The 26,225-nt window shown below is 72.3% G+C and carries 23 protein-coding genes and 3 pseudogenes; 13 read left to right on the top strand and 13 right to left on the bottom strand.

Annotation, left to right across the window (positions count from 1 at the left end):
• Nucleotides 1-190 precede the first annotated feature (190 nt).
• A complete protein-coding gene (locus ACWDEW_RS38460) occupies nucleotides 191-850 on the bottom strand; it encodes a response regulator (RefSeq protein WP_450519357.1) in 660 nt (219 codons plus the stop codon).
• The gene (locus ACWDEW_RS38455) at nucleotides 847-1,956 is read right to left on the bottom strand and encodes a sensor histidine kinase (protein WP_450519355.1); all 1,110 of its coding nucleotides are present in this window, start codon (nucleotides 1,954-1,956) and stop codon (nucleotides 847-849) included. The genes ACWDEW_RS38460 and ACWDEW_RS38455 overlap by 4 nt, the downstream gene beginning before the upstream one ends.
• 117 nt (nucleotides 1,957-2,073) lie before the next feature.
• On the opposite strand from ACWDEW_RS38455, the gene ACWDEW_RS38450 reads away from it, so the two are divergent.
• The 3 genes from ACWDEW_RS38450 to ACWDEW_RS38440 all read left to right on the top strand — a co-directional run bounded on the left by ACWDEW_RS38450 (nucleotide 2,074) and on the right by ACWDEW_RS38440 (nucleotide 6,569).
• Nucleotides 2,074-3,324 carry an MFS transporter gene (locus ACWDEW_RS38450; RefSeq protein ID WP_450519353.1) on the top strand — a complete coding sequence of 417 codons (1,251 nt, stop codon included), beginning with the start codon at nucleotides 2,074-2,076 and terminating at the stop codon, nucleotides 3,322-3,324.
• Between the two features lie 102 nt (nucleotides 3,325-3,426).
• Complete coding sequence (locus tag ACWDEW_RS38445; RefSeq protein ID WP_450519351.1) at nucleotides 3,427-6,081, top strand: glycosyl hydrolase; 2,655 nt, start codon at nucleotides 3,427-3,429, stop codon at nucleotides 6,079-6,081.
• Between the two features lie 20 nt (nucleotides 6,082-6,101).
• Nucleotides 6,102-6,569 carry a hypothetical protein gene (locus ACWDEW_RS38440; protein ID WP_450519350.1) on the top strand — a complete coding sequence of 156 codons (468 nt, stop codon included), beginning with the start codon at nucleotides 6,102-6,104 and terminating at the stop codon, nucleotides 6,567-6,569.
• 144 nt (nucleotides 6,570-6,713) lie between these two features.
• Here ACWDEW_RS38440 and ACWDEW_RS38435 read toward each other — a convergent pair whose 3' ends face one another.
• Both ACWDEW_RS38435 and ACWDEW_RS38430 read right to left on the bottom strand, forming a co-directional pair.
• Nucleotides 6,714-7,820, bottom strand: a complete 1,107-nt coding sequence (locus ACWDEW_RS38435) for a sensor histidine kinase (RefSeq protein ID WP_450519348.1) — start codon at nucleotides 7,818-7,820, stop codon at nucleotides 6,714-6,716.
• Nucleotides 7,813-8,526, bottom strand: coding sequence for a response regulator transcription factor (locus tag ACWDEW_RS38430; RefSeq protein WP_450519346.1), 714 nt, complete (start codon nucleotides 8,524-8,526; stop codon nucleotides 7,813-7,815). The genes ACWDEW_RS38435 and ACWDEW_RS38430 overlap by 8 nt, the downstream gene beginning before the upstream one ends.
• Before the next feature lie 87 nt (nucleotides 8,527-8,613).
• Between ACWDEW_RS38430 and ACWDEW_RS38425 the strand changes: the two genes are divergently transcribed.
• Together ACWDEW_RS38425 and ACWDEW_RS38420 are read left to right on the top strand one after the other, a co-directional pair.
• Nucleotides 8,614-9,702, top strand: a complete 1,089-nt coding sequence (locus tag ACWDEW_RS38425; RefSeq protein ID WP_450519344.1) for an endonuclease/exonuclease/phosphatase family protein — start codon at nucleotides 8,614-8,616, stop codon at nucleotides 9,700-9,702.
• 119 nt (nucleotides 9,703-9,821) lie between these two features.
• Nucleotides 9,822-10,553 (top strand): annotated as a pseudogene (locus tag ACWDEW_RS38420) (lipid II:glycine glycyltransferase FemX); the annotation flags it as partial.
• On the opposite strand, the pseudogene ACWDEW_RS38415 reads toward ACWDEW_RS38420, so the two are convergent.
• Nucleotides 10,527-11,020, bottom strand: a pseudogene (locus ACWDEW_RS38415) (Mur ligase family protein); the annotation flags it as partial. The pseudogenes ACWDEW_RS38420 and ACWDEW_RS38415 sit on opposite strands and share 27 nt — an antisense overlap.
• On the opposite strand from ACWDEW_RS38415, the pseudogene ACWDEW_RS38410 reads away from it, so the two are divergent.
• Both ACWDEW_RS38410 and ACWDEW_RS38405 read left to right on the top strand, forming a co-directional pair.
• Nucleotides 11,007-11,102, top strand: a pseudogene (locus ACWDEW_RS38410) (M15 family metallopeptidase); the annotation flags it as partial. The pseudogenes ACWDEW_RS38415 and ACWDEW_RS38410 sit on opposite strands and share 14 nt — an antisense overlap.
• 76 nt (nucleotides 11,103-11,178) lie before the next feature.
• The gene (locus tag ACWDEW_RS38405) at nucleotides 11,179-11,736 is read left to right on the top strand and encodes a cupin domain-containing protein (RefSeq protein ID WP_450519342.1); all 558 of its coding nucleotides are present in this window, start codon (nucleotides 11,179-11,181) and stop codon (nucleotides 11,734-11,736) included.
• On the opposite strand, the gene ACWDEW_RS38400 is transcribed toward ACWDEW_RS38405, so the two are convergent.
• Entirely contained in the window at nucleotides 11,644-12,879 is a 1,236-nt protein-coding gene (locus ACWDEW_RS38400) for a serine hydrolase domain-containing protein (protein WP_450519340.1), read from the bottom strand. The genes ACWDEW_RS38405 and ACWDEW_RS38400 overlap by 93 nt on opposite strands.
• Before the next feature lie 352 nt (nucleotides 12,880-13,231).
• Here ACWDEW_RS38400 and ACWDEW_RS38395 point away from each other — a divergent pair, with 352 nt between their 5' ends.
• Complete coding sequence (locus ACWDEW_RS38395; protein ID WP_450519338.1) at nucleotides 13,232-14,827, top strand: XRE family transcriptional regulator; 1,596 nt, start codon at nucleotides 13,232-13,234, stop codon at nucleotides 14,825-14,827.
• Nucleotides 14,828-14,846: 19 nt separating this feature from the next.
• Here the strand turns inward: ACWDEW_RS38395 and ACWDEW_RS38390 are convergent, their stop codons facing one another.
• From ACWDEW_RS38390 to ACWDEW_RS38370, 5 genes are all read right to left on the bottom strand, one after another.
• Complete coding sequence (locus ACWDEW_RS38390) at nucleotides 14,847-15,467, bottom strand: hypothetical protein (protein WP_450519336.1); 621 nt, start codon at nucleotides 15,465-15,467, stop codon at nucleotides 14,847-14,849.
• Nucleotides 15,464-16,033: an RNA polymerase sigma factor gene (locus tag ACWDEW_RS38385; RefSeq protein WP_450519430.1), complete on the bottom strand. Its 570-nt coding sequence runs from the start codon at nucleotides 16,031-16,033 to the stop codon at nucleotides 15,464-15,466. Before ACWDEW_RS38385 ends, ACWDEW_RS38390 begins: the two co-directional genes overlap by 4 nt.
• A 97-nt stretch (nucleotides 16,034-16,130) precedes the next feature.
• On the bottom strand, nucleotides 16,131-18,659 hold the full coding sequence (locus ACWDEW_RS38380; protein WP_450519334.1) for an FtsX-like permease family protein: 2,529 nt from the start codon (nucleotides 18,657-18,659) through the stop codon (nucleotides 16,131-16,133).
• A 3-nt stretch (nucleotides 18,660-18,662) separates the two neighbouring features.
• Nucleotides 18,663-19,415, bottom strand: a complete 753-nt coding sequence (locus ACWDEW_RS38375; RefSeq protein ID WP_450519332.1) for an ABC transporter ATP-binding protein — start codon at nucleotides 19,413-19,415, stop codon at nucleotides 18,663-18,665.
• On the bottom strand, nucleotides 19,412-19,624 hold the full coding sequence (locus tag ACWDEW_RS38370; RefSeq protein WP_450519331.1) for a hypothetical protein: 213 nt from the start codon (nucleotides 19,622-19,624) through the stop codon (nucleotides 19,412-19,414). The genes ACWDEW_RS38375 and ACWDEW_RS38370 overlap by 4 nt, the downstream gene beginning before the upstream one ends.
• Before the next feature lie 166 nt (nucleotides 19,625-19,790).
• Here ACWDEW_RS38370 and ACWDEW_RS38365 point away from each other — a divergent pair, with 166 nt between their 5' ends.
• The 5 genes from ACWDEW_RS38365 (at nucleotide 19,791) to ACWDEW_RS38345 (ending at nucleotide 24,403) form a co-directional block, all read left to right on the top strand.
• Nucleotides 19,791-21,086 carry a sensor histidine kinase gene (locus tag ACWDEW_RS38365; protein WP_450519329.1) on the top strand — a complete coding sequence of 432 codons (1,296 nt, stop codon included), beginning with the start codon at nucleotides 19,791-19,793 and terminating at the stop codon, nucleotides 21,084-21,086.
• A gap of 22 nt (nucleotides 21,087-21,108) precedes the next feature.
• Complete coding sequence (locus ACWDEW_RS38360; protein WP_381246144.1) at nucleotides 21,109-21,768, top strand: response regulator transcription factor; 660 nt, start codon at nucleotides 21,109-21,111, stop codon at nucleotides 21,766-21,768.
• Between the two features lie 172 nt (nucleotides 21,769-21,940).
• Nucleotides 21,941-22,330: a hypothetical protein gene (locus ACWDEW_RS38355; protein ID WP_450519327.1), complete on the top strand. Its 390-nt coding sequence runs from the start codon at nucleotides 21,941-21,943 to the stop codon at nucleotides 22,328-22,330.
• Nucleotides 22,331-22,391: 61 nt separating this feature from the next.
• On the top strand, nucleotides 22,392-23,036 hold the full coding sequence (locus ACWDEW_RS38350; protein ID WP_450519325.1) for a TOPRIM nucleotidyl transferase/hydrolase domain-containing protein: 645 nt from the start codon (nucleotides 22,392-22,394) through the stop codon (nucleotides 23,034-23,036).
• A gap of 530 nt (nucleotides 23,037-23,566) precedes the next feature.
• Entirely contained in the window at nucleotides 23,567-24,403 is an 837-nt protein-coding gene (locus tag ACWDEW_RS38345; protein WP_450519323.1) for an alpha/beta fold hydrolase, read from the top strand.
• Nucleotides 24,404-24,679: 276 nt separating this feature from the next.
• Here the strand turns inward: ACWDEW_RS38345 and ACWDEW_RS38340 are convergent, their stop codons facing one another.
• Both ACWDEW_RS38340 and ACWDEW_RS38335 read right to left on the bottom strand, forming a co-directional pair.
• Nucleotides 24,680-24,865: a hypothetical protein gene (locus ACWDEW_RS38340; RefSeq protein WP_450519321.1), complete on the bottom strand. Its 186-nt coding sequence runs from the start codon at nucleotides 24,863-24,865 to the stop codon at nucleotides 24,680-24,682.
• 92 nt (nucleotides 24,866-24,957) lie between these two features.
• Nucleotides 24,958-26,019 (bottom strand): glycosyltransferase, encoded by a 1,062-nt coding sequence (locus ACWDEW_RS38335; protein WP_450519319.1) that lies wholly within the window; start codon nucleotides 26,017-26,019, stop codon nucleotides 24,958-24,960.
• Nucleotides 26,020-26,225 lie beyond the last annotated feature (206 nt).

Below are 26,225 nucleotides of genomic sequence, written 5' to 3'. Positions count from 1 at the left end.
GCCAAGAACAGCGCGACCCGATGCCCTCCCCGAGGAGCAGGCCGACGGCCAAGAACGGCGCAGCCAGACCAAGCCAGGTCGAAGACGACCAACGGCCAAGAACAGCGCGACCCGATGCCCTCCCCGAGGAGCAGGCCGACGGCCAAGAACAGCGCGGCCCGCAGGAGGCCGGGGCGAAGGCAGCCGGCGGTCAAGGGCGGCGCGGCTCGACCAGGCCGTGGTCGTAGGCGGCGACGACGGCGTGGACGCGGTCGCGCAGGCCCAGTTTGCGCAGTACCGCGGTGACGTGGTTCTTGACGGTGGCCTCGGACAGCCGGAGCCGCTCGGCGATCTCGGCGTTCGACAGGGCCTGCCCGATCAGGGTGAGCACCTCCCGCTCGCGGCCGGAGAGGTCGCGCAGCGCGGGCGGCGGCACCTGGTCGGGCGCGGTGCTCAGGAACCGGTCGAGGACCCGGCCCAGCACGGCAGGCGCCAGCAGCGCGTCGCCGCGCGCGGTGACCCGGATCGCGTCGACGAGTTCGCCGGGGCGCATGTCCTTCAGCAGGAACCCGCTCGCCCCGGCCCGCAGCGCGGCGACCACCTGCGCGTCCACGTCCCACGTGGTCAGCACCAGCACCCGGGCGCGGCCGCCCTCCGCGACGATCCGCCGGGTCGCCTCGATGCCGTCCAGCACGGGCATGCGTACGTCCATCAGCACCACGTCGGGCGCCAGCTCCCGGGTCAGCCGTACCGCCTCCCGGCCGTCGGGGGCCTCGCCGACCACCTCCAGGTCGTCCCGGGCGTCGATGATCATCCGGAATCCGGTACGGACCAGGGCCTGGTCGTCGGCCACCACCACCCGCAGGGTCATGACCCGCCCTCCACCGGCAGCCGCGCCGCCACCTCGAACCCGCCGCCGGCCCGCGCACCGGCCCGCAGACCGCCGCCCACCAGCCGTACCCGCTCCCGCATCCCCACGAGCCCGCGTCCCGCGCCCGCCGAGGCCGAACTCCCTTGTGCTGTAAGGCCGTTGTCGACCACCGTGACCTCCACGCACTCACCGTCGGCGGTCACCCGCACGCTCACCTCGTCGGCGCCGACCGCGTGGCGCAGCGTGTTGGTGAGGGCCTCCTGGACGATCCGGTACGCCGCCAGGTCCACGGTGGCCGGCAGACCGTCGAGGACGCCCTCACGGTGCACGCGCACGGTCATGCCGGTCGCGCGCACGCTGTCGGCGAGTTCGTCGAGGCGCGCGAGCGTGGGCCCCGGTTTCCGCCGCTCCCCGGCCGATTCGTCGCCCACCTCCTCCGGCCCGAACGCCCGCAGCAGCAGCCGCAGTTCACCGAGTGCCGACCGCGCGCCGGTCTCCATGGCCCGCAGCGCCTGCCGGGCCTGGTCGGGCCGCCGGTCGAACACGTCGTCCGCGGCGCCCGCCTGAACGACCATCACGGACAAGGTGTGCGCGACCAGGTCGTGCACCTCGCGCGCGATCCGCGCCCGCTCCTCCACCACGGCCCGGCGCAGCTCCGCCTCCGTCCGGGCCCGCTGCGCCCGCCGCCACTGCCCGGCGGTCCACGCGAGGAGCACCGCCAGCAGATACAGCGTCACCCCCGTGGGGCCGCCGCCCGCCCCGAAGGCCAGCGGCGCCGGCAGGCACATCGCGGCGAGCGCCCGCAGCGACGTCCGGCGCGGCGCGGTGGCCGACAGGACGCACAGCGTGACCTGCGCCGCGAGCAGCGCCCCCGTCAGGGACACCGCGGGCAGCAGCGCCCAGACCGCGAGCCCGGCCGCCGCGTTCACGGCCAGTACGGCGACGGGCGCGCGCACCTGCCACCGCAGGGCGACAACCTGCACGAGGACGAGCGCCAGGGCCACCGCCAGTCGCGGGCCGTGCCCCGCGCCCGCGACCAGCACCGAGGTACCGGGCACGGCGAGCACCAGCCCGGCCGATCCCCACCACAACGCCCGCAGCTCCACGCCCCCGAGCCTATCCAGCGGCCGGGCCGTTCCCCGGGCCGCCGAGGCCCGCGGCGCTCGGCCATTTACTGCGGACGTGGATCTCGCCCATTTACCGCGGGCGTGGATACTGCACGGGTGACCGACCCGGCCACCGAGGCCCCCTCGAACCCCAAGCACCCCGCGTGGCTGACCCGCAACGTGAAGGTGCTCTGCGGGGTGTCCTTCCTCCAGGACGCGGCCAGCGAGCTCCTCTACCCGATCCTGCCGATCTTCCTGACCGTGGTGCTGGGCGCGCCGCCCGCCGTGGTCGGCGCGATCGAGGGGGCGGCCGAGGGGGCCGCCTCGCTCACCAAGGTGGCCGCCGGGCGGCTGGCGGACCGTTTCGCCAGACGTCCGCTGATCGGTGCGGGATACGGCCTGGCCGCGGTCGGCAAGCTGCTCATCGCGCTGGCGACCGCCTGGCCGCTGGTCCTCGTCGCCAGGGTCACCGACCGTCTCGGCAAGGGCATGCGCGGGGCGCCGCGCGACGCCCTGCTCGTCGAGGGCGTGCCGCACGGACAGCGCGGCAAGGTGTTCGGGCTGCACCGGGCCGCCGACACCGCCGGCGCGGTGGTCGGCCCGCTGGTCGGACTGGTGCTGTACGAGGCGCTGGACCACCGGCTGCGCCCGCTGTTCTGGATCGCCGTGATCCCGGCGGTCGCCTCGGTCGCGCTGGTCGCCGCCGTCCGCGACCCCCGCACCGCAAGGACGGGCGGTTCCCCCGCGCGCACCGCCCGTACCCCCTGGCGGTCCCTGCCCCGCCCCTACTGGCGGGTCCTCACCGTGCTGCTCGTCTTCAACCTCGTCAACTTCCCCGACGCGCTGCTGCTGCTCCGCGCCCACGACCTGGGCCTGTCGACGGCCGGGGTGGTGGGCGCGTACGCGGTCTACAACCTCGTCTACGCCGCCCTGTCCTACCCCGCCGGAGCCCTGTCCGACCGGCTCCCCCGCCCGCTGGTCTTCGCCACCGGCCTGTTCTTCTTCGCGGTCGGCTACCTCGGCCTCGGCCTGATCCACAGCCCCTGGGCGGTGTTCGTCGTCCTCCCGCTCTACGGCGGTTTCGCGGCCTGCACCGACGGCGTCGGCAAGGCCTGGATCTCCACGCTCGTCGCCGACCACCAGCAGGGCAGCGCGCAGGGCCTCTACCAGGGCGCCACCGGCGCCGCCGTCCTGCTCGCGGGCGTGTGGGCGGGGCTCGCCTGGGGCACGGACGGCCACCTGCCGCTGCTGGTCTCCGGCGCCGTCGGACTGGTCCTCGCGGGTGTGCTGCCGACCGTGGCCCGCGCGCGGACCGCCGCCCGCCGACCCGGAGCTCCGACGGACCGGTCGCCTTCCAGCCATCGCTAGTGACAGGTTCTGGTCAAGAGCGGGCCAAATGCCGGACTCCTCCGCCTCCCGGTGATCGGGTCGTCCCCGACGGCTGTATCCGTGCCCGCTCGGGAGGACCTGGTGTCACAACCGACCCGCAAGAGACGTTGGTTCACAATCTGTGCCATCACAGCATCCGCCGCACTCGTGGCGATACCCGCCGGCGCCGCGCCCGGCTCGGGCGGCACCCCCTTCGGGGTCCGCGCACTGACCCGACTGGCCGCCGAACGCGGGCAGTCGGTGGGTACGGTCAGCCCCAAGGCCAAGGCCGACGACGGCGGTGACGACGGCAACGAGGCCGACGAGATAGCCGAGGGCGCCGACCAGTACGCCGAGGCCCGCACCTCACCCGGCATCGTCGCACCGGGCGCGTACGGCGCCGCCTGGACGAACCTGACCAACCTGCCGAGCACCGGCGGCAGTTGGCGCAACATCACCAACCTGCCGTACAACTCCGACGACCCGCGCTACCGCGACTACGACTCCAACTCCAGCGGCGGCTCGGGCAATGTGACCGGCCGGATGGCGGCGATGGCCGCCGACAACGACGGGTACGTGTACGCGGGCAGCGCGGGCGGCGGAGTGTGGCGGTCCCGGTCCGGGGGCGGCCACTGGCAGCCCATCAGCGACAAGCTGCCCGCCCAGTCCACCGGCGCGCTCGCGCTGGACGGCGCCGGACGGCTGTGGCTGGGCACCGGCGAGGCGACGACCAACGCGGACGCCTACCTCGGCAGCGGCGTCTACGTCCTGACGAACCCCCGCCACGGCACGTTCTCCACCCGCAGCCGGGTCGGCGGCGACGAGCTGGAGTCCACGACCGTCCACGAACTGCGCTTCGGCGGCGGCAAGGTGTGGGCCGCGACCAGCGAGGGCGTGTGGAGCCACTCCACCAAGTCGCTCAAGGGTGCCTGGAAGCTGGAGTTCGCGCCCAACCCCGACTATCTGCCGGGCGGTTCACTCGCGAACGACGCCTCGGCCGCGTACAAGAACATCGCCAACGACATCGCGATCGACCCGAAGAACCCCTCCAAGGTGGTCCTCGCGGTCGGCTGGCGCAGCGGTGACGACTACAACGGCTTCTACACCAAGGTGAACGGCACCTGGACCCGCATCACCAGCGGCCTGGGCGACCTGCCCGCCGACGCGGACAACGTCGGCAACGTCACCTTCGCCCGCTCCGCCGACGGCTCCCGCTACTACGCCATCGACCAGTCCCCGGAGCAGTTGAACACCAACCCGGACAGCGGTCTTGAGGGCATCTACGTCTCCAAGTCCGGTTCCCCGACCGGCCCCTGGACGAAGATCGCCGACTACAAGGGCCTGGCCGCCGACGGTTCGGCGCTCACCTCCAGCGGCTACATGCCCGGCGTGCAGGCCTGGTACAACCAGTTCCTGACCGTCGACCCGGCGAACGCCAAGCACGTCTACGCGGGCCTGGAGGAGGTCTACGAGACCAAGGACGGCGGCACCAACTGGTCGACCGTGGGCCCGTACTGGAACTTCGGCTTCCCCTGCTGGAGCATCGACCCCACCAAGCAGACCGGCGACTGCAACCCGACCACCCACTCCGACCAGCACGGCGTGGCGATCGGCAGCTACCACGGCAAGAGCTTCGTCTACGTCGGCAACGACGGCGGTGTCTACAAGCGCCCGCTGAACGGCTCCCAGGACGCCTCCGGCCACGCCACCGACTGGACCTCGCTCAACGACGGCACCATCGACACCCTCCAGTACTACTCGGTGGGCGTCGGCAAGGACCTGACCTACGGCGGCGTCTCCGTCACCGGCGGCCTCCAGGACAACGGCCAGTCGATCCTGCGCAGCAACGACAAGGTCATGGGCTCCAACTTCGGCGGCGACGGCGGCGACACCCTCACCGACCCGGCCAACGGCTGCAACATGGCCGAGGAATACGTCTACCTCGCCATCCAGGTGACCCAGAACTGCGCGATCAACGACGGGAGTTGGGTCACCGACCCGAGCAAGATCACGTCGTACAACGTGGCCCCCGCCGACAACGCCACCGGTGAGGCCCGCTTCATCGCCCCGATCACGGCCGACATGAAGAACAGCTCGACCTGGATCGCCGGCGGCCGGCACATCTGGGTCCAGACGAACGGCTACGCCATCCGCAGCGGTTCGGAGTGGAAGAGCGTCTACGACCTCGGCGCCGGGCGCACCGCGACCGCCGTCGCGGCCTCGGGCGGCAAGGTGTACGCGGCCTGGTGCGGCCCCTGCAACAACCAGGGCTTCGCGCGCGGCATCTCCGTCGGCAACGCGGACGGCACCGGCTGGCACGACATCACCCTGCCGAGCACGGGCGCGGACGGCACCGTACCCAACCGCTACCTCTCCGGCTTCGCGATCGACCCGAAGAACGCCGACCACGTCTACCTCGCGGTCAACGGCTTCTCCCGGCACTGGACCGAGGGTCCCGGCGCCGGTGTGGGCCACGTCTTCGAGTCCACCGACGGCGGCACCACCTGGAAGGACATCTCGAAGAACCTCCCCGACGTGCCGACCGACTCGGCGGTCGTCACAGCCAACGGCGGCCTCGCCGTCGCCACCGACCTCGGCGTCGTCTACCGCGCTCCGGGCCGTACGACCTGGAAGCGCGTCGGGAACCTCCCGGCGGTCGCCGTACTCCAGCTGAAGCTGGGCCCGGACGGCCGGACGCTGTACGCGGCCACGCACGGCCGCGGCATCTACACGATCGGCGTGCACGACCTCCACTGACCCGGAGACGACCGACAGGGGTGACCCCGGACCACCGGGGTCACCCCCTCGTCGTGTACGGCACCACACTCACGTGCAGCGTGAAGGCGGTCCGTGCCGCGCCCGCCACGTCCGGCGCCTTCGCCGACGCGGTGACGTCCGCCCTACCGCCCCTGGTCCCCGCACACCGCAGCGAGGCACGGGCCGTACCGTCCGGGTCCACCCGCCAGCCCGACACGAGGACGAACACCGGCGCGGAACTGCGCACGGCCGTCCACCGTTTGTCGTCCACGCGCGGCCTCAGCACCAGCGACACCACGGTCCCGGGACGCACACAGAGCCGCCGCGCGACCGCGTCACCGGGATCGACGACGACCTCCGCACGCCCGGCGGCACAGCTCTCCGCCGAGGCGGAGGAACCGGTCGCCGACGCCGACGGGCTTCCCCCGGTGGGACTCCCGCCGCTCTCCGGTGTCCCGCTCACCGTTCCGCCGCCCGCCGAGGCGTGACATCCCGCCAGGACGACCGCCACGGCGACCGTCCAGCTTCCGGCCCACCACCGCATCCCGGCACCTCCCGGCCCGCGCGTACAGGACCACCAGCATGCCCCCGCGCGGACCGTTCCGGTCGGGTCGGAGGGTGACCTACGGAGATCAGCACCGGCCGACGGCGGGATGCCGTTCGTACGGCCTGGGGTTCCGCGTGGGAAGTTCCACGGTGATCCGGAGTCCGCCGGCGGGGCGGGGGGTGAGGGTGAGGGTGCCGTCGTGCGCGTCGGTGATGGTCTTGACGATGGCCAGGCCGAGGCCGACGCCCGCCTGGTCGCTGTGGACGCGCTCGGTGCCACGCTGGAACGGTTCGGTGAGCGTCGAGACCAGTTGCGGGGTGAGCCTCTCGCCGGTGTTCTCGACGGTGAGCGCCACCGTCGACGGGCGGACCTCCGTGGTCACCCGCACCGTGCCCTCCGCGGGCAGGTTGTGGACGATCGCGTTGTGCACGAGGTTCGTGGTCAGCTGCAGGAGCAGCGCCGACGATCCGGTGGTGGGGGTGATGTCGCCGCCGGTCTCTACGGTGACGCCGTGCTTCTCCGCGAGCGGCAGCAGCGTCTCGGTGGCCTCCTCCGCCAGCAGGGACAGGTCGACGGGTTCCGGGGTGAAGGACCGCTGGTCGGCGCGGCTGAGCAGCAGCAGGGCCTCGACGAGGTCGATCGCCCGCGTGTTGACGGCGTGCAGGCGGTCGATGACCTCGCCGGTGTCGCAGGCCGGGTCCGTACGGGCCACGTCGAGGAGCGTCTTCGAGATGGCCAGCGGGGTGCGCAGCTCGTGCGAGGCGTTGGCCGCGAACCTCCGCTGACCGGCGACATGTGTTTCGAGCCGCGCGAGCATCGTGTCGAAGGAGTCGGCCAGCTCGCGGAACTCGTCGTTGCTGCCCGGCAGTTGGATCCGGTGCGAGAGCGATCCGGTCGCGGCCAGCCGGGTGGCGCCGGTGATACGGGTCAGCGGGGCGAGCATCCGGCCGGCCAGGAACCAGCCTCCGACGACCCCGAACACCAGCAGGCACACCAGCGAGACGGCCGCGATCGGGGCGAAGGCGCGCACGACGGCGCCCTGGTAGCCGGGCATGAGGATCAGCCCGATATGCGGCACCCGGCTGAGGAACACCCACACGGCGGAGAGCAGCAGCACACCGGCGACCATGAGGAACCCGGCGTAGCTGAGGGTGAGTTTGACGCGGACGCTGAGGCCGGGGGGCCTATCCACGGGGGCCTCCGTCGGTCGCTGCTCCGTCGGTCACTGCTCCGTCGGTCACTGCGTCGATGCGGTAGCCGACGCCCGGCACCGTGGCGATCAGCCAGGGTTCGCCGAGCCGTTTGCGCAGTGCCGACACGGTGATGCGGACGGCGTTGGTGAAGGGGTTGGCGTTCTCGTCCCAGGCCCGTTCCAGCAGGTCCTCAGCGCTGACGACACCGCCCTCGGCGGCGACGAGGACCTCCAGCACCGCGAACTGCTTGCGGGTGAGAGCGACATGGCGTCCCTCACGGAAGACCTCGCGACGGAAGGGGTCGAGCCGTAGCCCCGCGATCTCCCGCACGGGCGGTCTGTTGTGGCCGCGCCTGCGGTCGAGGGCTCGGAGCCTGAGCACGAGCTCGCGGAGCTCGAAGGGTTTCGTGAGGTAGTCGTCGGCGCCGAGTCCGAAGCCGGACGCCTTGTCGTCGATGCGGTCGGCGGCGGTGAGCATGAGGATCGGGACGCCGCTGCCGGAGGCGACGATACGGCGGGCGACCTCGTCTCCGGAGGGGCCGGGGATGTCACGGTCGAGGACGGCGATGTCGTAGGTGTTGATGTCCAGCAGTTCCAGGGCGGTGTCGCCGTCGCCCGCGATGTCGGCCGCGATCGCCTCCAGGCGCAGGCCGTCACGGACGGCTTCGGCCAGATAGGGCTCGTCCTCGACGATCAGCACACGCATGCCACCGAGGCTACGAGCCGGCGCGTATCGGTGACATATCGAAAAGCTCATACGCGGCGGCAACACCGGGCGGCCTTGACTGACGGCATGAGCACTGGGGTGGACGCCGGTCGAGTGGACAACGCCGGGCAAGAGGGAAGCGCGGGCCGTCGCGACACCGGCACCCGGCACACCCGCGTCCGCCGGACGATCCGCCTCGCCACCCGGCCGGGGCCCTGGAAGCGTGCCCGGGTGTCGGCCGTGCTCGCGCTGTCGCTCGGGCTGCTCATGCTGCTGCACTCGTGGATCCCGAACCGGGTCGGGGGGCTCGGCAGCCTGGTGGAGACCTTCCTGCCGTGGTTCGGTCTGTTCGTGCCGGTGCTGCTGGCCCGCGCGCTCCGGCGCCGCTCGGCCTCCGCGACGCTCGCGCTGGTGCTGCCGGTCACGGTGTGGCTGAACCTCTTCGGCGGGCTCCTCGGCGACAGGTCCGACGGGGCCGGCGACCTCACCGTGGTCAGTCACAACGTGGGCGCCGACAACCCCGATCCGGCCGGCACCGCCCGCGACCTGGCCGCCTCCGGCGCAGACGTACTGGCGCTGGAGGAGCTGACCGCGCGGGCGAGCGGCACGTACGAGAAGGAGCTGGCGACGGCGTACCCGTACCACGCGGTGCTCGGCACGGTCGGGGTGTGGAGCAGGCTGCCGCTGTCGGACACCCGGGCGGTCGACACCGCGATGGACGTCGGGCCGCTGGCGGACCGCCTGCCGGCCGGCGCCAGGGCGGCCGAGAACCGGGCGCTGCGCACCACGGTCACCACGGACCGGGGGCCGCTCGCGGTGTACGTGGCCCATCTGGGATCCGTACGCGTGCTGCCCAGCAGCGGCTTCCGCACGGCCGACCGGGACCGCGGCGCGAAGGCGCTCGCCAAGGCCGTCGCCGCCGAGCCGGACCAGCGGATGGTGCTGCTCGGCGACCTCAACGGCACCACGGACGACCGCGGGTTGACCGGTCTGACCTCACAGCTGCGTTCGGTCCAGGACGCGGCCGGGGACGGCTTCGGCTTCAGCTGGCCGGCGAAGTTCCCGGTGGCGCGGATCGACCAGATCCTGGTGCGGGGCGTACGGCCGACGAAGGCGTGGGTGCTGCCGGCCACGGGGAGCGACCACTTGCCGGTGGCGGCGGGGATCAGCTGGTGAACACGCCTGCGGCCACGTGAAGTCGTGTGCGGCCGTGGCTCCGAAACGTGCGGACCATATCGCCGGTGTATCGGAAACCGCATACGCGCCGGCAACACAGCAGCGCTTTGACTGACAGCGTGGTCCACAGCGAGCGAGCCCGAACAGCAGCCCGGAGTCTGACAGTTGAGCCGATCGGCGCCGCCGAGCACCTGGCGTTCGTACGGGCGCAGCGGTCGGTGAGCTTTCTGCAAACCCCGGCCTGGGGGCGCGTGAAGACCGAGTGGCGCAGCGAGTCGCTGGGCTGGTTCGACGGCCGGCGGCTGGTCGGTGCCGGGCTCGTCCTGCACCGCCCGGTACCGCGGCTCGACCGTTTCACGCTGGCCTACCTCCCCGAGGGTCCGGTCATCAAGGCGGCGAAGGAAGGGGTCGAGGTCACCACGGGTGGGGACCTGAAGGCATTCCACGACCTCTACGTCCGCACCGCCGAACGCGACCGCTTCACGCCCCGCCCGCTGCGCTACTTCGAGACCATGTTCGCGGCCCTGAACGCCGAGGACCCCGACCGGATCAGGCTCTACCTGGCCCACCATCGCGGCGATCCGGTCGCCGCCACCGTCCTGGTCCGCGTCGGCGCCCACGCCTGGTACTCCTACGGCGCCTCCTCCACCGAGAAGCGCGAGGTGCGCGGCTCCAACGCCTGCCAGTGGGCGATGATCCGCGACTCACTGGCCGCCGGCTGCGACGTCTACGACCTGCGCGGCATCACCCCCACCCTCGACACCGACGACCCGCACCTCGGACTGATCCGGTTCAAGGTCGGCACCGGCGGCCGGGCGGTGCGCTACGTCGGCGATGTCACCGACATGCCGGGCGCCCATCTCAAGCACCAGGAACCGGGTGGCCGCGTCCGCCCGCAGCATGGTGAGCGGCACACCGAGCTCGTTGTTGAACGACCCGATCGTGGCAACGGTCGGCTCGGCGGTACTCGACAGCACGGCCGCCAACAGGTCCTTGGTACCGGTCTTGCCCTGGGACCCGGTCAGCGCGACAACGGCCGGCCCAACCTCGGCCGGTCCAAGCGCGGTTGCCCCGTCCCGCAGCCGCCCCACGACATACGCGGCAAGCACCTGCAGCGCGGCCCGGGCATCTTCTACGACGACGGTGGGCAGCGGTGTGACCCGTGAACCGAGCACGGCCACCGCACCTGCACGGCCCGCCTGTCCAGCGTAGTCGTGGCCGTCGACACGCTCCCGGCGAAGGCGACGAAGAGACCACCCGGCTCGGCCGACCGCCCGTCGAGCACGGCCGACGCGGTCATGGACACCACGGGTTTCAGCTCGTACGCCTGCGAGTGGTGGCACTACACCCTGAAGTCCGAACCCCACCCGGACACCTATTTCGACTTCCCCATCACATAGCCGAGCCGACCGTCGGAACCACGAGGGCCCGTACACCGAAGAGGCCCCAAGGCAGCGGGCCTTGGTGGCCGGCACGATGTCCTCACGCCGGAAGTACTCGCGGATCGCCCGGCCGGCTCAGCAACCAGGAGATCGGCGTCGCCCTCCATATGTGTCGGGCTCGCTGGAATTCCTGAACGGCGACCAGACCTTCGTCGCGCATCCCGGTGACTTCGTCTTCGTGCCGCGGGGCACCCGGCACCGGTTCCGCAACCGCACAGGCGAGCAGGCGCCCATGGTGTCCTTCTTCACCCCCGGCGGGGGCGAGAGCCTGTGGCTGGAGGGCGGCGACGACCCCGTACCCGGTACGAAGCCCGAGTTCTGGCCGCCGGAGCGCGGTCTCGCCGGGCCCGCTGCTCGGCCGCCCGGAGATCGACCTGGAGATCGTGCCCGAGGAAGCGGACCTCGGCGGGCCGGCCGCATAGGGCGGTGCGGTGCAGACGGCACAGGGACGGGAAAGGGGGGCTTCCTCGTCCCTGTGCCGCCTCCGTCCAGCGGGCCGCTAGCGGAGGGACTGCTGCTGGTCCGACGGGACCGGGCGGTCGTAGACGTGGTTGGGGGTGACGATCTCGGTGACCGCGCGGGCGACGAGTGAGGACGGTTCCTGGCCGCCGTAGGTGATGTCGGTGTTGAGGATGACGACCAGGGTGGCCCGCTGCGAGGGGAGGTAGACGGTCACGGTCTCGTAGCCAGGGATGGAGCCGTTGTGGCCGATCCAGCCGCCGCTCTCGAAGATGCCCAGGCCGTAGCTGAGGCCGGGGAAGCCGGTCGGCAGCATCCTGAGCCGCTGCCGCTGGGTCTCCGGGCTGAGGAGGGTGCCCGTGGCGACGGTCCTGGCCCAGCTGCGCAGATCGTGCAGGTCGGAGATCATCGCCCCGGCCGTCCAGGCCCAGCTGGGGTTCCAGTCCGTGGCGTCGGCGACCGCTCCGCTCAGCGTCTGGTTGGTGTAGCCGCGCGCGTGCGGGTCGGGGAACCGGGGGCCGTCGGGGAACAGCGTGCGGCCCAGGCGGGCCGGGCGCAGCACCCGCCGGTCGATGAAGTCGGCGGCGCGCTGACCGCTGACCTTCTCGATCACCAGGCCGAGCAGCACCAGATTGGTGTTGGAGTACTCGAACCGCTTGCCCGGCGCGAACGTGTTGTCGTGCTTGAAGCCGTACGCGAGCACCTCACGCGGGGTGAAGTAGCGGCCGGTGTCGCTCAGCAGGTCGTGCACGAAGCCGGGGTCGGCGGTGTACGGGAACAGTCCGCTGCGCATCTCGGCCAGCTGGCGCAGCGTGATGTGCCGGCCGTCGGGCACCCCGCGGACGTAGCGCGAGATCGGGTCGTCCAGCCGGATCCGCCCCTCGTCGACGAGCCTGAGCAGCGCGGTGACCGTGAAGGTCTTGGTCTCGCTGCCGATGCGCGCGTACAGGTCGGTGGTCATCGGGCGGTGGGTGACGGTGTCGGCCTCGCCGGTCGCGCGGACGTAGCACCCCTTGCCCGGCATCCACAGCCCGACGACGACACCGGGGATGCCGGCCTGCCGGCGGACGTCGGCGACGGCCCTGTCCAGCCGCGCGGTCGTCGTACGACCGAGGCCGCCCGCCGGGCCCGCCGGGCAGTCGTCCCGGTCGCCGCCCGCGAAGGAGACGGTTGCCGTGGCCGGCGTGGCCCCGGCGGATGTGGTTGCCGTCGGAATCAGTACGGACGCCGCCAGCAGCGCGGCTGCCACCAGGCGTCGGGAAGGAGTACGTCGCATGCCGGGGCGCTTCTTCCGGTTGGGGGTTGAGGTGGCCACGCCACCATCCGGAGTCCGGCGGAGGGTCCTCCTGCGGTGCGCGTCCCCGCGAGTCCACTCGATCGGACGGACGTTCGTCACCCCGAGGGGCACGCACCCGCCCCGCCGACAGGGCGGGTCCGCACCCCCGTGCCGGACCCGCCCGTCAGGGGCCGGTTCTCCGTTGTTACCCCGTCGGCGGGGCCCGTTCCGGGCGCGTTGCACGGCTCGCCGGACGGTGCAACGGCGGTCGCCGGGACGCGGGAAATGGGCTACGGCGGTGAGATTTGTCGTCCTTGCCCTGGTGATGTCCGGCTCCTGCCAGACTTGCCGGATGGATGCTCACGCGGTGGTCGCCGCGGGTTCCGCACTGGGCCGACGGGCCCGCGTCGCCTGGCTGTTACGGGTCAACCGTCTGCTGGCCGGGGAGAGTTCGCTGAGATCGCTGCCGGCCTTCGCGGCGGCCTTCCACGGCGGGGTGTACGACCGCGAGGTGAGCGTCAGCACCGTGTCCCGCTGGGAGACGGGCCGAACTCCCGTTCCCTGGCAGGCGGTTCGCCGCTACGAGGAACTGCTCGCCCTTCCCCGCAACACACTTACCGCCACCGCGCGCACCGTCTGGCGCTACTGGGCGCCCGGTCCCGTCCTGGACGTCGACCCGGCGGGTCCTGCCCTACGGCCGCTGGAAGACCTGCTGGAGCAGGCGGTGTCCGGCGATGTGATGACCGGTGACGACTGGGACCAGCTGGTGGACGGGCTGTGCGCGCGTCCCGACGTGGTGCTGATGCCGTCGGGCACCTGGTCCGCGCTGGCCGAACGGCTCGTCGAGGAGATGGTGATCGCCGACGACCTGCCGTGGATGCTCCGCTTCGAGTCCCTCAACCGGCTGCTGAACCACCGGCGGGGCGGCCGTACCGTCATCGCCGTGTGCGGTGCGATGGCCGCCGGACGGGCCCGGCTGACGGCCACCGAGATCGTCTGCGCGCTGGACAACTGCGGCCACCCCGACGCGGCCGACCTGGTGCTGAGCGAACTCGCCCGCCCCAGCGGGCCGTTGGCGCACCGGGGCGCGGTGATGGCGTGTTTCCGCAAGGTCCGCTACCGGCACTTCGACGACGGCCAGCTGCGGACTCTTGTCCGGGCGGTACGGGACTCCAGCGGCGACGGCCCGACCGGCGACCAGGTCGAGCCGCTGCGCGGGCACCTGTCCGCGCTGCACCCCGAGTATGCCCGGGCCGTACGGGGCCGCCGCGGCTCGGCCCGGCCGGACGAGCACCACTGGAACGGGGGTGAGTCCGATCCGGATGCCCGTGCGCTGGTGGCGGCGGCGGTCGGCAGGGTGACGGCGCGGCTGAGCACCGTAGAACCGGACCGGGTGTGCGATCCCGCGATCCCGGCCGCGCTGGTCGCCGAGACGCTGGCCAGTCCGCTCTTCGACGTCCGGCTCTACGCCGCCTTCCTGCTCGCGGCCACCCCGTACCGCCCGGTGCTCGCGGACGCGCTCGCCGCCGAGCTGGTCCGCCCGCCGGCCGTCCGGCACGAGCGGCTCGCGGTGGTGCTGCTGGACGCGCTGCGCGTCCTGGGCGACCACCGCCACCGCGGGCTGCTCCAGCGGCTCGCGGTGCTGCCGAGCGTGCCGCGGCCCACGGCGTACGCCGCCGTGCGCGGCCTGGGCCATGTGGCGGCCGACCGGGCCGGCGGGGACTTCCTGCGGACGGCCGTCGCCCACCACCACGCCGTGTGGCTGAGCGACCGGGACCCGGTGACCGCGGCGACGCTGGAGAGCCTGGTCTACGCGCTGGGCATGGCCTCGCGCGACGACCTGCTCACCGCGATCCTGACCCGGGCCGACTTCCTTCCGGTGGCACGCACGGCCGCGGCCCGGTGGCTGGACATCCCCGGCCACCGGCGCGCGAGCGCACTGCGGTAGCCGGGACCGGGGCCGGTGGTCATTTCCCGTACGCCTCGCGGAACTTGGCGATGTCGTCGGCCGTGACGCCGTTCGCGCCGCACACGGGCACCACGCCGTCCTTGGCGGCCACGATGTAGCGCTCGCCGTTCGAGAACGTGAGCGCCTCCGGGCGGCTGGTGTCACTGTCGAGGACGACCGTGCGAGCGGTGCCGCCCTTCAGCCAGTGGTCGACGCGGAAGGTGACCACGGTGCCCTTGACGGACGTGACCGTTCCGATGAAGAGCGTCGGGTATCCGCGCAGGGTGTCGGGGGTCGGCGCCACGCACTTGGCGGAGCCGCCCGCGGCGGTGAGCCGCAGGGCCCCGGCGGCGGCCGAACTCCCGGCGCCTGCCTGATTGTTGGACGTACCACCGCCACCGCCGTTCGCCAATGCCCCCACCCCGATACCGCCGCCGAGCACGAGCAGCCCGACCGCCGCCACGAGTCCGAGGAGGTGCCGGCGGGGCCGTACCGAAGGCGCACCGGCGGTAAGAGGGGCTGTAGGTGTGACGGTGTTCAACGTGGCCTCCACGAGCTGATCGATGTCGGGCGCCGGAGCACTACGGGTCAGCGCGGGGTCCGCGGCCTTCAGCCGGGCCAGCAACTCGTCGTCGTTCACTGACCGCTCCTTCCTTCATCGCTCTTGTGTCCGGGCCGGTCGGCATTCTTTCGCCCCAGCCGGTCGGCGAGTCTCGCCTTCGCCCGGTGCAGCCGGATGCTCACCGCGTTGGGCGTCGACCCGGTCGCCTCCGCGATCTGCCGCGGTGCCAGCCCCTCCCACGCCCACAGCCGCACCACCTCACGGTCCGCCGCCCCGAGGGAGTCGAGCGCGGCATGCAGTTCGCTGTGCTCGGCGGCCTCCTCCGGTGCCCGCTGCTGGGTCCTGATCAGCCGCTCCACCAGCCGGAGCCTGCGCCCGTCGGCCCGGCGGGCGTTGGCGAGGCAACCCCGAGCCACCCCGTAGCACCAGGGAAGTACGTCGTCGGGGTCCGGCATGACGTCGTCACCGAGCCCGGGGACGTCGTCGAGGCGCCGCCACAGCACCAGCAGCGTCTCCGAGAGGACGTCCTCGGCCGTCTCGGTGCTCGCCCGCCGCAGCAGATACCGGTGCAGGGGTTCCACCACCACCCGCGCCAGCCCTTCGAAACGCGCCCGCCGCATCCGGCGCGTCTCCTGTTCCGTCATGGATTCCACGACCTGTCCTGTCCGGCTCCGGCCGGTTCCTTTCACCGCCGGGCCGGATCATCCCGTACTCACTTCACGCTCCCGTACCGCCCCTGGCTCACTGAGCGCGGATCGCGTCGGCCGGCGGGGTCCGCAGGGCCTGGCGGGTGGGGAGTTCGATGGTGAGGAAGGCCGTCGCCGTGACCGTGAGGGCAAGCGCGGGGAGCAGCCAGACGGGGCCTGCCGGCCAGGGGCGGCCGAGGAAGCCCTGGCCGAGGAGGGCGAGGGGCACCGCGGAGAGCAGCAGGGCGGCGGTGAGCGCGGTGGCGGCGGTGACCGCGGCCTCACGGCGCATCATGGCGCGGATCTGCCGGGGTGTGGTGCCGTTGAGGCGGAGGGCGCCGAGTTCGACCCGGCGCTGCGCGGTGGCCGCGACCAGTTTGTTGGCGATGCTCAGCAGGAGGTAGACGAGCAGCACCACGATGAGGGCGAGGTTGATCCACACCTCGGGCGGGGCGTCCGAAAGTCCGCCGGTGGAAGGGGAGTTGGCGGGCGCGAGGACCAGACCCGGGCGGTCGGCCGCGAGGGCGGTCAGGTGCCGGCGGGCCGCGGCCGTGCCGTCGGTGCGGATCAGGAGGGACTGGTCGAGCGCCGTCGTGGTGTGTCCGGCGGCGAGGTCGTGCGAGAGCACCACCGAGCCGAAGCCCAGGCCCCGCCCGTACTCGGCCACGACCCTCGCCTTCACGCGGGTGCCGTCACCGAGGACCAGGCTCACCGTACGGCCCACCGTCGCGGAGCGGCTGCGGGCGACATCGCTGCTGACGGCGACGGTCGCGCCGGTGAGCCGGTCGAGCCCGCCGTCCCGGACGTCGAGGTCGAGGACGCCCGCCGCGTCCGGGGTGAGGATCGTCGCGGAGCCGGACTCGCTCGCCTTGTCGCCGAACTGCTCGTACTCCCACACCACGGTCGTCGTGGTGACCGGCGCGGCGGCCCGCACCCCGGCCGTCTTCCGTACGGCAGCGGCCGTGCCGTCGGGCAGGCCGCCCAACCCCGGTGCGCCGAGCCGTAGTTGCGCCAGTGTTCCGGTGCTGGTGTCGTGCGCGGTGGCGGCCAGCACGGTGGTCTGGGTGAAGGTGTACGTCAGCACGAACACGACCGCCATGGCCAGCGTGGAGACGATGCCCGCGTTGCGCAGGGCGTAGGCGCGCAGGTTGGCCATCGCCAGCCAGGTCGACGCCGAACCGCCGTGCCGCGTCGCCCGGACCGCCGCACCGCCGATGCCCCGCACCAGCGCCGGACCCGTCAGGGCCAGGCCGATCGCCCCGACGATCCCGGCGATCGAGGTCGCCGTGGCGCCGATGACCGTGCGGGAGAACAACGGCAGCACCGACATCACCATCGCGACGGCCATCACGACGAGCCCGATCCGCGTCCGGGTCCGCGAGGGCTCGCGCGGCTCGCTGCGGGACTCGGCGACCGCCTCGGTGGCCGGCATCCGCGAGGTGCGCCAGGCCGAGCAGCGGGCCGACACCTGCACGGCGAGGACCAGCAGGACGATCGCCGCGAGAGCGGGCAACGGGCTGAAGGTGAGCGGGAGTTCGGGCGGTACGACCCCACGGTCGGCGAGCAGTCGCCGGAACTGTCCGGCGAGCAGATAGCCGAGTCCGACGCCGGGTCCCACGGCGACCGCCGCGACGACGGTGGACTGCGCGGCGGCCAGCCGCCGGATCTGCTTCGGGCTCGCCCCCACGGCCCGCATCAGCGCCAGGTCGCGGCGCTGCCCGCCGATCGACACGGCCAGGGCGCTCGCCATCACGAACCCGGTGATCAGCACCACGATCCCGGACAGCGAACCGGCCAGCAGCACCAGCAGCGAACGGGACGCCCCGGCCCCGGGCGCGGCCGTGTCGCCCCGCCCGGCCCCGGTGACGGTGAGCAGCCCGGTGCCCTTCAGCTTCGTACGCACCTCGGCGGCCACCCGCTCCTCGGCACCGGGCGCGGTCCGCAGCCCCACCAGGTCGACCCGGTCCGCGTGCTCGGAGAGTCGCAGGGCCGCCGTATCGGCGAAGTAGACGCCCGCGCCCGGCGCGTCGACCACCGCCGAGACCCGATAGCCCCTGGCCGGACGGGCGTTGACGACGACCTGGACCGTGTCGCCCGGCCCGATGCCCGCCGCCGCGGCGGTGGCGCTGTCCACGGCGACCCGGTCGGAGGCGGTCGGCGCGCTGCCGGTGACGCGCGGCGCACCGGCCAGCAGCCCGGTCGAGGACCAGCCGTGCCCCGCCACCTGCGGGTCCTTCACCGGTACGACCCGCCCGTGGGCGTCGAGGAGGGCGGCGGGAAAGCTCATGTCACCGACCGCTGCGGTGACGCCCGGCAACTCGCCCAGTTGGCGGACCAGTTGGGCCGAGACGCGGCGCCGCTCCGGGAGGGCGAGCGCGAGGTCGCCGGGCGGGTGGTACTCCTGGTCGGCGGCGACCACGACCGACGCGCCCGCGAGCCGGCCGGCGGGCAGGTGGGAGCGGAGGCCGGACTCGGCCAGGACACCGGTGGCGGTGAGCAGCGCGGCACCACCGAGGACCGCGCAGGCCACGGCGATCAGTGCGGTGATCCGGTGGCCGACCATCTGCAGCGCGAGACGGAACATGGCTCAGACCCTCCCCAACTCGACGAGGCGGCTTGCCAGTTCGGGGGCGGTCGGCGCCTTGAGGGCCTCGACCACCCGGCCGTCCGCCATCACCAGCACATGGTGGGCGCGCGCGGCGGCGGCCGGGTCGTGGGTGACCATCACCACCGTCTGGCGCAGATCGTTCACGAGGTCGCGCAGCAGGTCGAGGACTTCGTGGGCGCTGCGCAGATCGAGCGCGCCGGTCGGTTCGTCGGCGAACACGACGGCGGGCCGCGCCACCAACGCCCGTACTACGGCGGCCCGTTGCTGCTGACCGCCGGAGAGCTCGGCTGGGCGGTGGGACAACCGGTCGGCCAGCCCGACCCGCTCCACCAGCGTGCGCAGCCAGTCCCGGTCGGCACGGCGGCCCGCCAGCCGGAGCGGCAGCGTGATGTTGTCCTCGATCGAGAGGGAGGGGATCAGGTTGTAGGCCTGGAAAACGAACCCGACGCGCTCCCGCCGGAGTCGGGTGCGCCGGGTCTCGTTCAGTCCGGCGATCTCGTGACCGTCGATACGGACACTGCCCGACGTCGGCGAGTCGAGCCCGGCGGCACAGTGCATCAGCGTGCTCTTGCCGGAGCCCGAAGGGCCCATCACGGCGAGGAAGGTGCCGCGCTCCACGGTCAACGACACGTCGTCCAGGGCCCGTACACCTCCCGGGTAGGCCTTGCTGACGCCCTCCAGGGCGATGGCGGGGGCGTCCACGGCGGTCACAGCGGTACGGATGGTGTTCATCGCCGGCCCCGCAGGTTCCGTACGACGAGGGTGCCCGCGCACAGCACGGTGACCGCGCCGCACACCAGGTGCACCCAGGTGCCGGCGCCGCCGAAGGAGGCCGCCATGTTGGCGAGCGCGCTGGCCACCACCACGACCCAGAGCAGCGCGCGGGCGATGTCGCCGGCGCCGATCCGGTCGGCGGGATCGGGGATCGTCGTGTTCTGCATCGGGGCTGCTCCCGGGGTTTCGTACGGCTTCCGCTGTCGTCGTCGACGCTAGGGACCGGCACCCCTCCCGGCCGATCCCGCAGCCCACCGGATGCGGGGTACAGCAGGCTGTACTCCTACCGGTCCGCGCCCGCGCGGAGCTGCCGTACGGCATAGGGTCGTTCGCATGACAACGAGCACGAGCGAGGGCGGCGGGGCGGCCGGTGCCGGGGCGGCCGCCCCGCGCGAGAGCGTCCGGCACCTCGCGCTACGGGCCCTGAGCACCGCGGGCCAGTCCCTCGCCCAGCTCGCCTCCGGCCTCAACACGGCAGTGCTCGCGGGGCTGTTGCTGCTGTGGCTGGCCGTCACCGCCGCGACGAGTGTCGTAGGGGTCGGCCTGCTCATGGTGCCCGCGCTGCTGCGCGCCCTGCACGCGCTGGCCGGCCGGGAACGCGAGCGGCTCGCCCGCCGGGGTCCCGAGGTCGTCGCCCCGGAGCCGCCGCCCACCCGGCTGCGGCTCGCCCTCGCCGACGCCACCACCCACCGCGAACTGCGCTGGCTGGTACGGCACTCCACCCTGGGTCTGCTGCTCGGGCTGCTCGGCGTGCTGCTGCCGGTCCTCGCCGTGCGGGACACCGCGTTCCCGCTGTACTGGAGGTTCCTGCCCGCGAACACGACGGCCACCTCCCTGGGCGTCGGCAACGCGCACACCTGGGCGGACGCCCTCGCCGTGGCGCTGCTGGGCGTCGGCTGGATCGCGATCATCCTGGGGCTGACGCCCGGCATGGCCCGGCTCCAGTCGGACCCCGGACGAGGGCTCCTCGCGGCCGGTCCCGACGTCGATCTCTCCCTGCGGGTGGCGGAGTTGACCGCCACCCGGGCCGCCGCCCTCGACGCGCACGCCACCGAACTGCGGCGCATCGAGCGCTCGTTGCACGACGGCGCGCAGAACCGCCTCGTCTCCGTGGCCGTGTTGATCGGGGCGTCCCGCCGCATGGTCGCCCGCGACCCGGCCGGCGCCGACGAACTCCTCGAACGTGCCCAGTCCGCCGCCGAACAGGCCCTGGCCGAACTGCGGACGGTCGCACGCGGCATCCTGCCGCCCGTCCTGGCCGACCGGGGACTCGCGGGCGCGCTCTCCGGTCTCGCCGCGGACTGCGCGGTGCCGTGCCGGATCGACGTGGACGTGCCCGCGCGCTGTGCCGCGTCCGTCGAGGCGACCGCCTACTTCGTCGTCGCCGAGGCCCTCACCAACATCGCCAAGCACAGCGGCGCGCGGCACGCGACGGTCACGGCACGCGGGAGCGGCGGCAGGCTGATGCTGTCGGTCGAGGACGACGGGCGGGGTGGAGCCGACGAGGCAGACGGCTCCGGTCTGACCGGCATCCGCCGCCGGATCGCCGCCCACGACGGCGCCCTCACCCTGACCAGCCCGCCGGGCGGCCCGACCGTCCTGGCCGTGGATCTCCCCAGTGGCTCCTGACGTACATGAGAGGGACCGTGTCATGCGGATCGTGATCGCCGAGGACGACCCCCTGCTGCGCGAGGGGCTCGCGCTGCTGCTGCGCGCGGAGGGGCTGGACGTGGTGGCCACCGCCGGTACCCCCGACGAGGCGCTCGACGCCATCGACGTACACCGGCCGGACGTCGCCATCCTCGACGTACGGATGCCGCCGACGCACACCGACGAGGGCATCGTCGCCGCGGTCGAGGCCAGGCGCCGCCGCCCCGACCTGGCGGTACTGGTCCTCTCGGCCTACGTCGAGCAGAGCTTCGCCACCGAACTGCTCGGCGGCGGGGTGAACGGCCTCGGCTATCTCCTCAAGGAACGCGTGGGCCGCGTCGAGGAGTTCCTCGACGCACTGCACCGGGTGGCCGCCGGCGGCACCGCCATCGACCCCGAGGTCGTCGCCCAGCTCTTCACCCGCTCCCGCCAGGACACCCGCCTGGAGCGCCTCAGCCCCCGCGAACGCGACGTACTCGCCCTGATGGCCGAGGGGTTGGGCAACTCCGCCATCGCCGAACGGCTCGTCGTCACCGACGGCGCCGTCCACAAACACATCCGCAGCATCTTCGCCAAGCTCGACCTCTCCCCGACGGACCAGGTGGACCGCCGGGTCGCGGCCGTCCTGCGGTACTTGGAGGATCTGCGGCGACTGGTCTGAGGCTCCGGCGGGGAACGGCCCCGGTACAAGCAGAGAACGACGTCGATGAGCACTTCTGCGTCACCTGCACCGACAACGCGTTCGCTGTGCGGGTCGACCAGCACAGCGAAACGCGGGCCGATGGGAACATCCCCGCGCCGCCCCCGAACGCCGAACAGCGGAAGGGTTGTTGATGACCCGGTCGAGTCCCGACTGCATCGTGGTCACCCTGGTCGAGATCCAGGGAGGTCCGGCCACATGGGAGCGAGTCGAGCGGCACCTGGGTGAGCCGGCGTGGTCGTTCCGGACGCCGTCGGCGAAGGAACGCCGGACCGCCCGGCGGGCGTTCGGCGCCGATCCGGCGGACTCCCGCTTTCTCTGGGTCGATGTCCCGGTCACCGGTTCGCCCTGGCGCGCGGACCGGGAAGCGTCCTGGGCCGTGGCCGACGTGTGCCAGGCGACGCGGGTGGTCGTCTACGACCGTGTCCTCCGACGCGAGGAATCCGACCGGACGATACAGCCCGCGTGGCAGTCGTATGCGACGGCCTGGGAACACCTCGCGGGCTCACTGCCGGACGCGTAACCGGCCCGCCCTCCCGGAAAACCCCTACCGGATCGGCCGGGGCAGGACGGAGACTCATCTCATGGTCGGCATGGTGAGCACGGGGGAGATGGAGAGGTTCCGGGAGGCGGTCGCGGTGTGGGCGGCGGCCGGTGACCCCGGAGACGCGGCACGCGAGTTGGCTGCGGAACTCGGTGTCCGGGTCGCCGTACTGCTCGAAGGCCCCAGTGACGTCGCAGCCGTAGACGCACTCGCCACCGCCCGCGGCCGGGACCTGCCCGCCGAAGGGGTCTGCGTCCTGTCGATGGGCGGCGCGATGAACGTAGGCCGCTACGCCCGCCTCCTCGGCCCGTCCCCCTCCGGCCTGGGCCTACGCCTGACCGGCCTGTGCGACGAACGCGAACGCCCCTACTACACCCGGGCTTTCGACAGCGTGGGCGCGCCGCAGCAAACCTTCTTCGTCTGCGAGGCGGACCTGGAGGACGAACTGATCCGCGCACTGGGCCCGACCCGCGTCACCGAACTCATCGACGCGGAGGGCGACTTGCGCCCCCTGCGCACCTTCCTGAACCAGCCCGCCCAGCAAGACCGCACCGTCCAGCAGCAGTTGAGACGCTTCTTCGGCACGACGTCGGGCCGCAAGATCCACTACGGCCGGGTGCTGGTCGAGGCCCTCACCCCCGACCGCACCCCCACGCCCCTCGACGACCTGCTCAACACCCTTTAACCCGGGAGAGGTTGCCCCTGCCCCTGCCCATGCCCCTGATGCCGACACTGACGCTGACGCCGATCAGCAGGGCGAGCGCGGCGGTAGCCGAAGGGGCGTGGAAGCCGCCTCTGTATCGGCCGCCTGCGCACACGCGTCACCGCGGCCTTCGCCACCGCCTGCGCGGAACCGGTGGAGGGAGAACAGAGCTGGTACATCTTCGGACCCTGCGTGGTCCGGTGGCCGGCCGCGACGGAGACGGACCGAGGCCTGGGCGCGGCCCATCCCCGCTTTGACCTGTTCCTGGACACCCTCCTGCGCGGCCTGCCGACCCGCACCCCGGCCGAGCGCCTACACCCCGGCACTCCCCAGTAGCCGACCGGGCGCACCCCTCCCACCGCTTGGCATCCCGCACCCCCGCCCCTCCCTCGGCACACCAAACTCTCATCATGAGAGTTAACTTGCATAAAGAGAGTCAACCCCCTATCTTCATGAGAGCCAGCTCTCAGCAAGCACCAAAGCCCAAGCGAGCCAAGCGAAAAGGACTCACGATGCCCACCTCCGCCACGTCTTCCGCTCCCGTCCCCGCCCGCTCCGTCGCCCTCCCCGGCGGACTCACCGTCACCATCCAGGAGTTCGGCGAGAACACCGCGGGCACCGGCGTCCTGGTCCTGCACGGCGGCGCCGGCCCCCGCACGGTCGCCGGCCTCTCGAACGCCCTCTCCGAACACGTCTACGTCGTCACCCCGACCCACCCCGGCTTCGACGGCACCCCCCGCCCGGAACGCTTCGACACCGTCGCCGACCTGGCCATCGCCTACCTGGACCTGCTCGACACCCTGGACCTCAAGGACGTCATGGTGATCGGCAACTCCGTCGGCGGCTGGATCGCCGCGGAGATGGCCCTGCGCGACAACCAGGGCCGCATAGGCGCCCTGACCCTCCTGAACGCGGTCGGCATCCACGCCCACATGGTCGAGAACCGCGTCGTCGACCCCCGCCCCATGACCCCGGCCGACATCAGCCAACTCTCCTTCGCCAAGGCCGAGTTCCGCCCTGACTTCGCTTCCTTCACCCCGGAGCAGCGCGCCGCGGGAGCCGCCAACCAACAGACCCTGGCCGTGTACGGCGGCGAACACTTCACCTACGACCCGAAACTCCGCGCCCGCCTCCACCGCGTGACGGTCCCCGTCCTGGTCATCTGGGGCGAGGAAGACGGCATAGCCCCCCTCAAGTACGGCCGGGGCTACGCCGACTCCTTCCCCAACGCCCACTTCGTCCCGATCGCGGACGCGGCCCACTTCCCCCAGATCGAGCAACTGGGCGCGACGCTGGGAGCGATCGGCGACTTCGTGGACACGGTGATCAAGCCGGGGGCGACGGGCTGAGGGGGGGCTCAGCTGCACGGACAAGGCCCGGGTCGGTGACCTGGGCCTTTCTGCTCCACGCAACGACCAGCCGAGTTCGGCCGACAGCCACCGCATCGCGCGTCGTACCAGTCGTCGCGATATCAGGGCTCGTGCGTGGCCCTGTTCTGCCCTGCACCCGCAACCAGCGATCGGCCTCCCCTGAGTTCGGATCTCATACCGTCTGCCAATCCAGAGGGCTGGACCACAGAAAGTGGTCCAGCCCTCTGAACATGACGACAGTGGACGGTCTCCGGATCAGCGACTGGCCGCGTTGGCGTCGCGGCGTCGGCGGCGGACGGCCGCGGCGTAGGTTGTCAGGCCGCCCAGGACCAGGGTCAGGCTGGCTGCGATGATCAGGTGGGCGGTGGAGGATGCCCCGGTGGCGGCGAGAGACACGCCTCCGGCGACGATTCCGGTTCCGGTACCGCTGAGGTAGTTCATGATCGTTTTCCTCTCGGCGACCTGCCGGTCGCATCGGATCAGGTGTGTTCGGTGGATCAAGTTCTCGGGGCGCGTCGGTGCGGCGGTTCGGGTCACTTCCAGGCGGAGACGCGCGTGGCGTACGACTTCACGACCGAGGAGACGAACCAGTAGGCGCGCACCGTGGAGAAGACCAGGCCCGGCAGCATCAGTACGTCGACCAGGACGCCCTTCCAGCCGAGGTGGCGGGTACGGAAGGCGGCGTACGCGATCCAGAAGGCGACCAGGCACAACCAAACCGGGTCCATGACGAAGCCCGTGTGAGCGATCACGCCCGTCCAGGTGGCCAGCCAGCCCAGCGTGTAGAGGAAGCCGACGAAGCCGAACACCATGCTGGTGATGGAGAACCAGGTGTGCTTGGTCCAGCCGCGGCGCCGTAGGGTGTCGACCGTTCCCCGCCCCCAGCGTTCCCGCTGACCGATCAGCTCGCGCAGGGTCGGCATGAGGTCCGTGTAGGCGATGCAGTGCTGGTTGGCCGTGACCTTCCAGCCCGCTTCCTTCAACGCGAGCGTCGTCTCGTAGTCCTCCACGAGGTTGGCGTGGTCCTCCCAGAACACCTCGCCGCGCCAGCGCAGGATGCTCAGCAGCGCCTCGGTGCGGTAGAAGGAGCCGGCGCCCGACATGCTGTGGATACCGAGGCGGTAGCGGCCACGGGCGTAGCGCCCGTATTCCATGATCTGCATACCCAGCAGATAGCGCTGCCAGAGGTTCTTCCACAGTCCGGTGCGGCCGAGGCAGGTGGCGCTGAGTCCGCCCAGTCGCCGGTCGGAGGCCATGACGTTGCGCGCCCGTTCCAAAAATTTCGGGTGCAGGCTGGTGTCCGCGTCCATGACCAGCAGGTACTTTGCGGCCGATGCGAGTCCACCGGATGCACGGTTCAGCCAGTCGATGCCGTGGTTGAGGGCACCTGCCTTCTTGTGCGGGTTGTCCGGCAGATTGAAGACGACCGTGCGCGGCACACCGGGGCGGTCGGCGAATCGACGTGCGAACTCCTCGGTCCGGTCGGAGGAGTTGTTGACCACGACGACGATCAGGGCGGGTGGTGCGCTCTGAGCAGCCAGTGATTCCAGGGCAAGCAACACGCCTGCCTCCTCGTCCCGCGCGGGCAGGATCACGGCGGTCTCCAGCAACGGGGCCGCGCCCTGGGTGACCAGCCTTCGGCGGTGCGAGCCGTGTCCACGTCGACCTCTGCTGCGGTCGGAGCGGCCCTGACGGCGGCTTTCGTCAGTGGGCAGAAGGCCTGACAGGACCCTGACCGCTGAGCTTGGGCGTCCAGCGGTGATCATGTGGTCGGACATGGTGTGGTTGTTGCCCCCCGCGG

Source organism: Streptomyces sp. NPDC001100 (assembly GCF_053598575.1).
The sequence above is the reverse complement of the archived record's forward strand: the minus strand, read 5'-3'. Positions and strand labels throughout refer to the sequence as shown.

Excerpts from the sequence above, each read along its gene's own strand:
- ACWDEW_RS38430 (WP_450519346.1), bottom strand. The coding sequence starts at position 8,526 with ATGCGTGTGCTGATCGTCGAGGACGAGCCCTATCTGGCCGAAGCCGTC.
- ACWDEW_RS38425 (WP_450519344.1), top strand. The coding sequence starts at position 8,614 with ATGAGCACTGGGGTGGACGCCGGTCGAGTGGACAACGCCGGGCAAGAG.
- ACWDEW_RS38460 (WP_450519357.1), bottom strand. The coding sequence starts at position 850 with ATGACCCTGCGGGTGGTGGTGGCCGACGACCAGGCCCTGGTCCGTACC.
- ACWDEW_RS38370 (WP_450519331.1), bottom strand. The coding sequence starts at position 19,624 with ATGCAGAACACGACGATCCCCGATCCCGCCGACCGGATCGGCGCCGGC.
- ACWDEW_RS38400 (WP_450519340.1), bottom strand. The coding sequence starts at position 12,879 with ATGCGACGTACTCCTTCCCGACGCCTGGTGGCAGCCGCGCTGCTGGCG.
- ACWDEW_RS38395 (WP_450519338.1), top strand. The coding sequence starts at position 13,232 with ATGGATGCTCACGCGGTGGTCGCCGCGGGTTCCGCACTGGGCCGACGG.
- ACWDEW_RS38405 (WP_450519342.1), top strand. The coding sequence starts at position 11,179 with ATGTCCTCACGCCGGAAGTACTCGCGGATCGCCCGGCCGGCTCAGCAA.
- ACWDEW_RS38340 (WP_450519321.1), bottom strand. The coding sequence starts at position 24,865 with ATGAACTACCTCAGCGGTACCGGAACCGGAATCGTCGCCGGAGGCGTG.
- ACWDEW_RS38375 (WP_450519332.1), bottom strand. The coding sequence starts at position 19,415 with ATGAACACCATCCGTACCGCTGTGACCGCCGTGGACGCCCCCGCCATC.
- ACWDEW_RS38365 (WP_450519329.1), top strand. The coding sequence starts at position 19,791 with ATGACAACGAGCACGAGCGAGGGCGGCGGGGCGGCCGGTGCCGGGGCG.
- ACWDEW_RS38355 (WP_450519327.1), top strand. The coding sequence starts at position 21,941 with ATGACCCGGTCGAGTCCCGACTGCATCGTGGTCACCCTGGTCGAGATC.
- ACWDEW_RS38360 (WP_381246144.1), top strand. The coding sequence starts at position 21,109 with ATGCGGATCGTGATCGCCGAGGACGACCCCCTGCTGCGCGAGGGGCTC.
- ACWDEW_RS38350 (WP_450519325.1), top strand. The coding sequence starts at position 22,392 with ATGGTCGGCATGGTGAGCACGGGGGAGATGGAGAGGTTCCGGGAGGCG.
- ACWDEW_RS38380 (WP_450519334.1), bottom strand. The coding sequence starts at position 18,659 with ATGTTCCGTCTCGCGCTGCAGATGGTCGGCCACCGGATCACCGCACTG.
- ACWDEW_RS38385 (WP_450519430.1), bottom strand. The coding sequence starts at position 16,033 with ATGACGGAACAGGAGACGCGCCGGATGCGGCGGGCGCGTTTCGAAGGG.
- ACWDEW_RS38345 (WP_450519323.1), top strand. The coding sequence starts at position 23,567 with ATGCCCACCTCCGCCACGTCTTCCGCTCCCGTCCCCGCCCGCTCCGTC.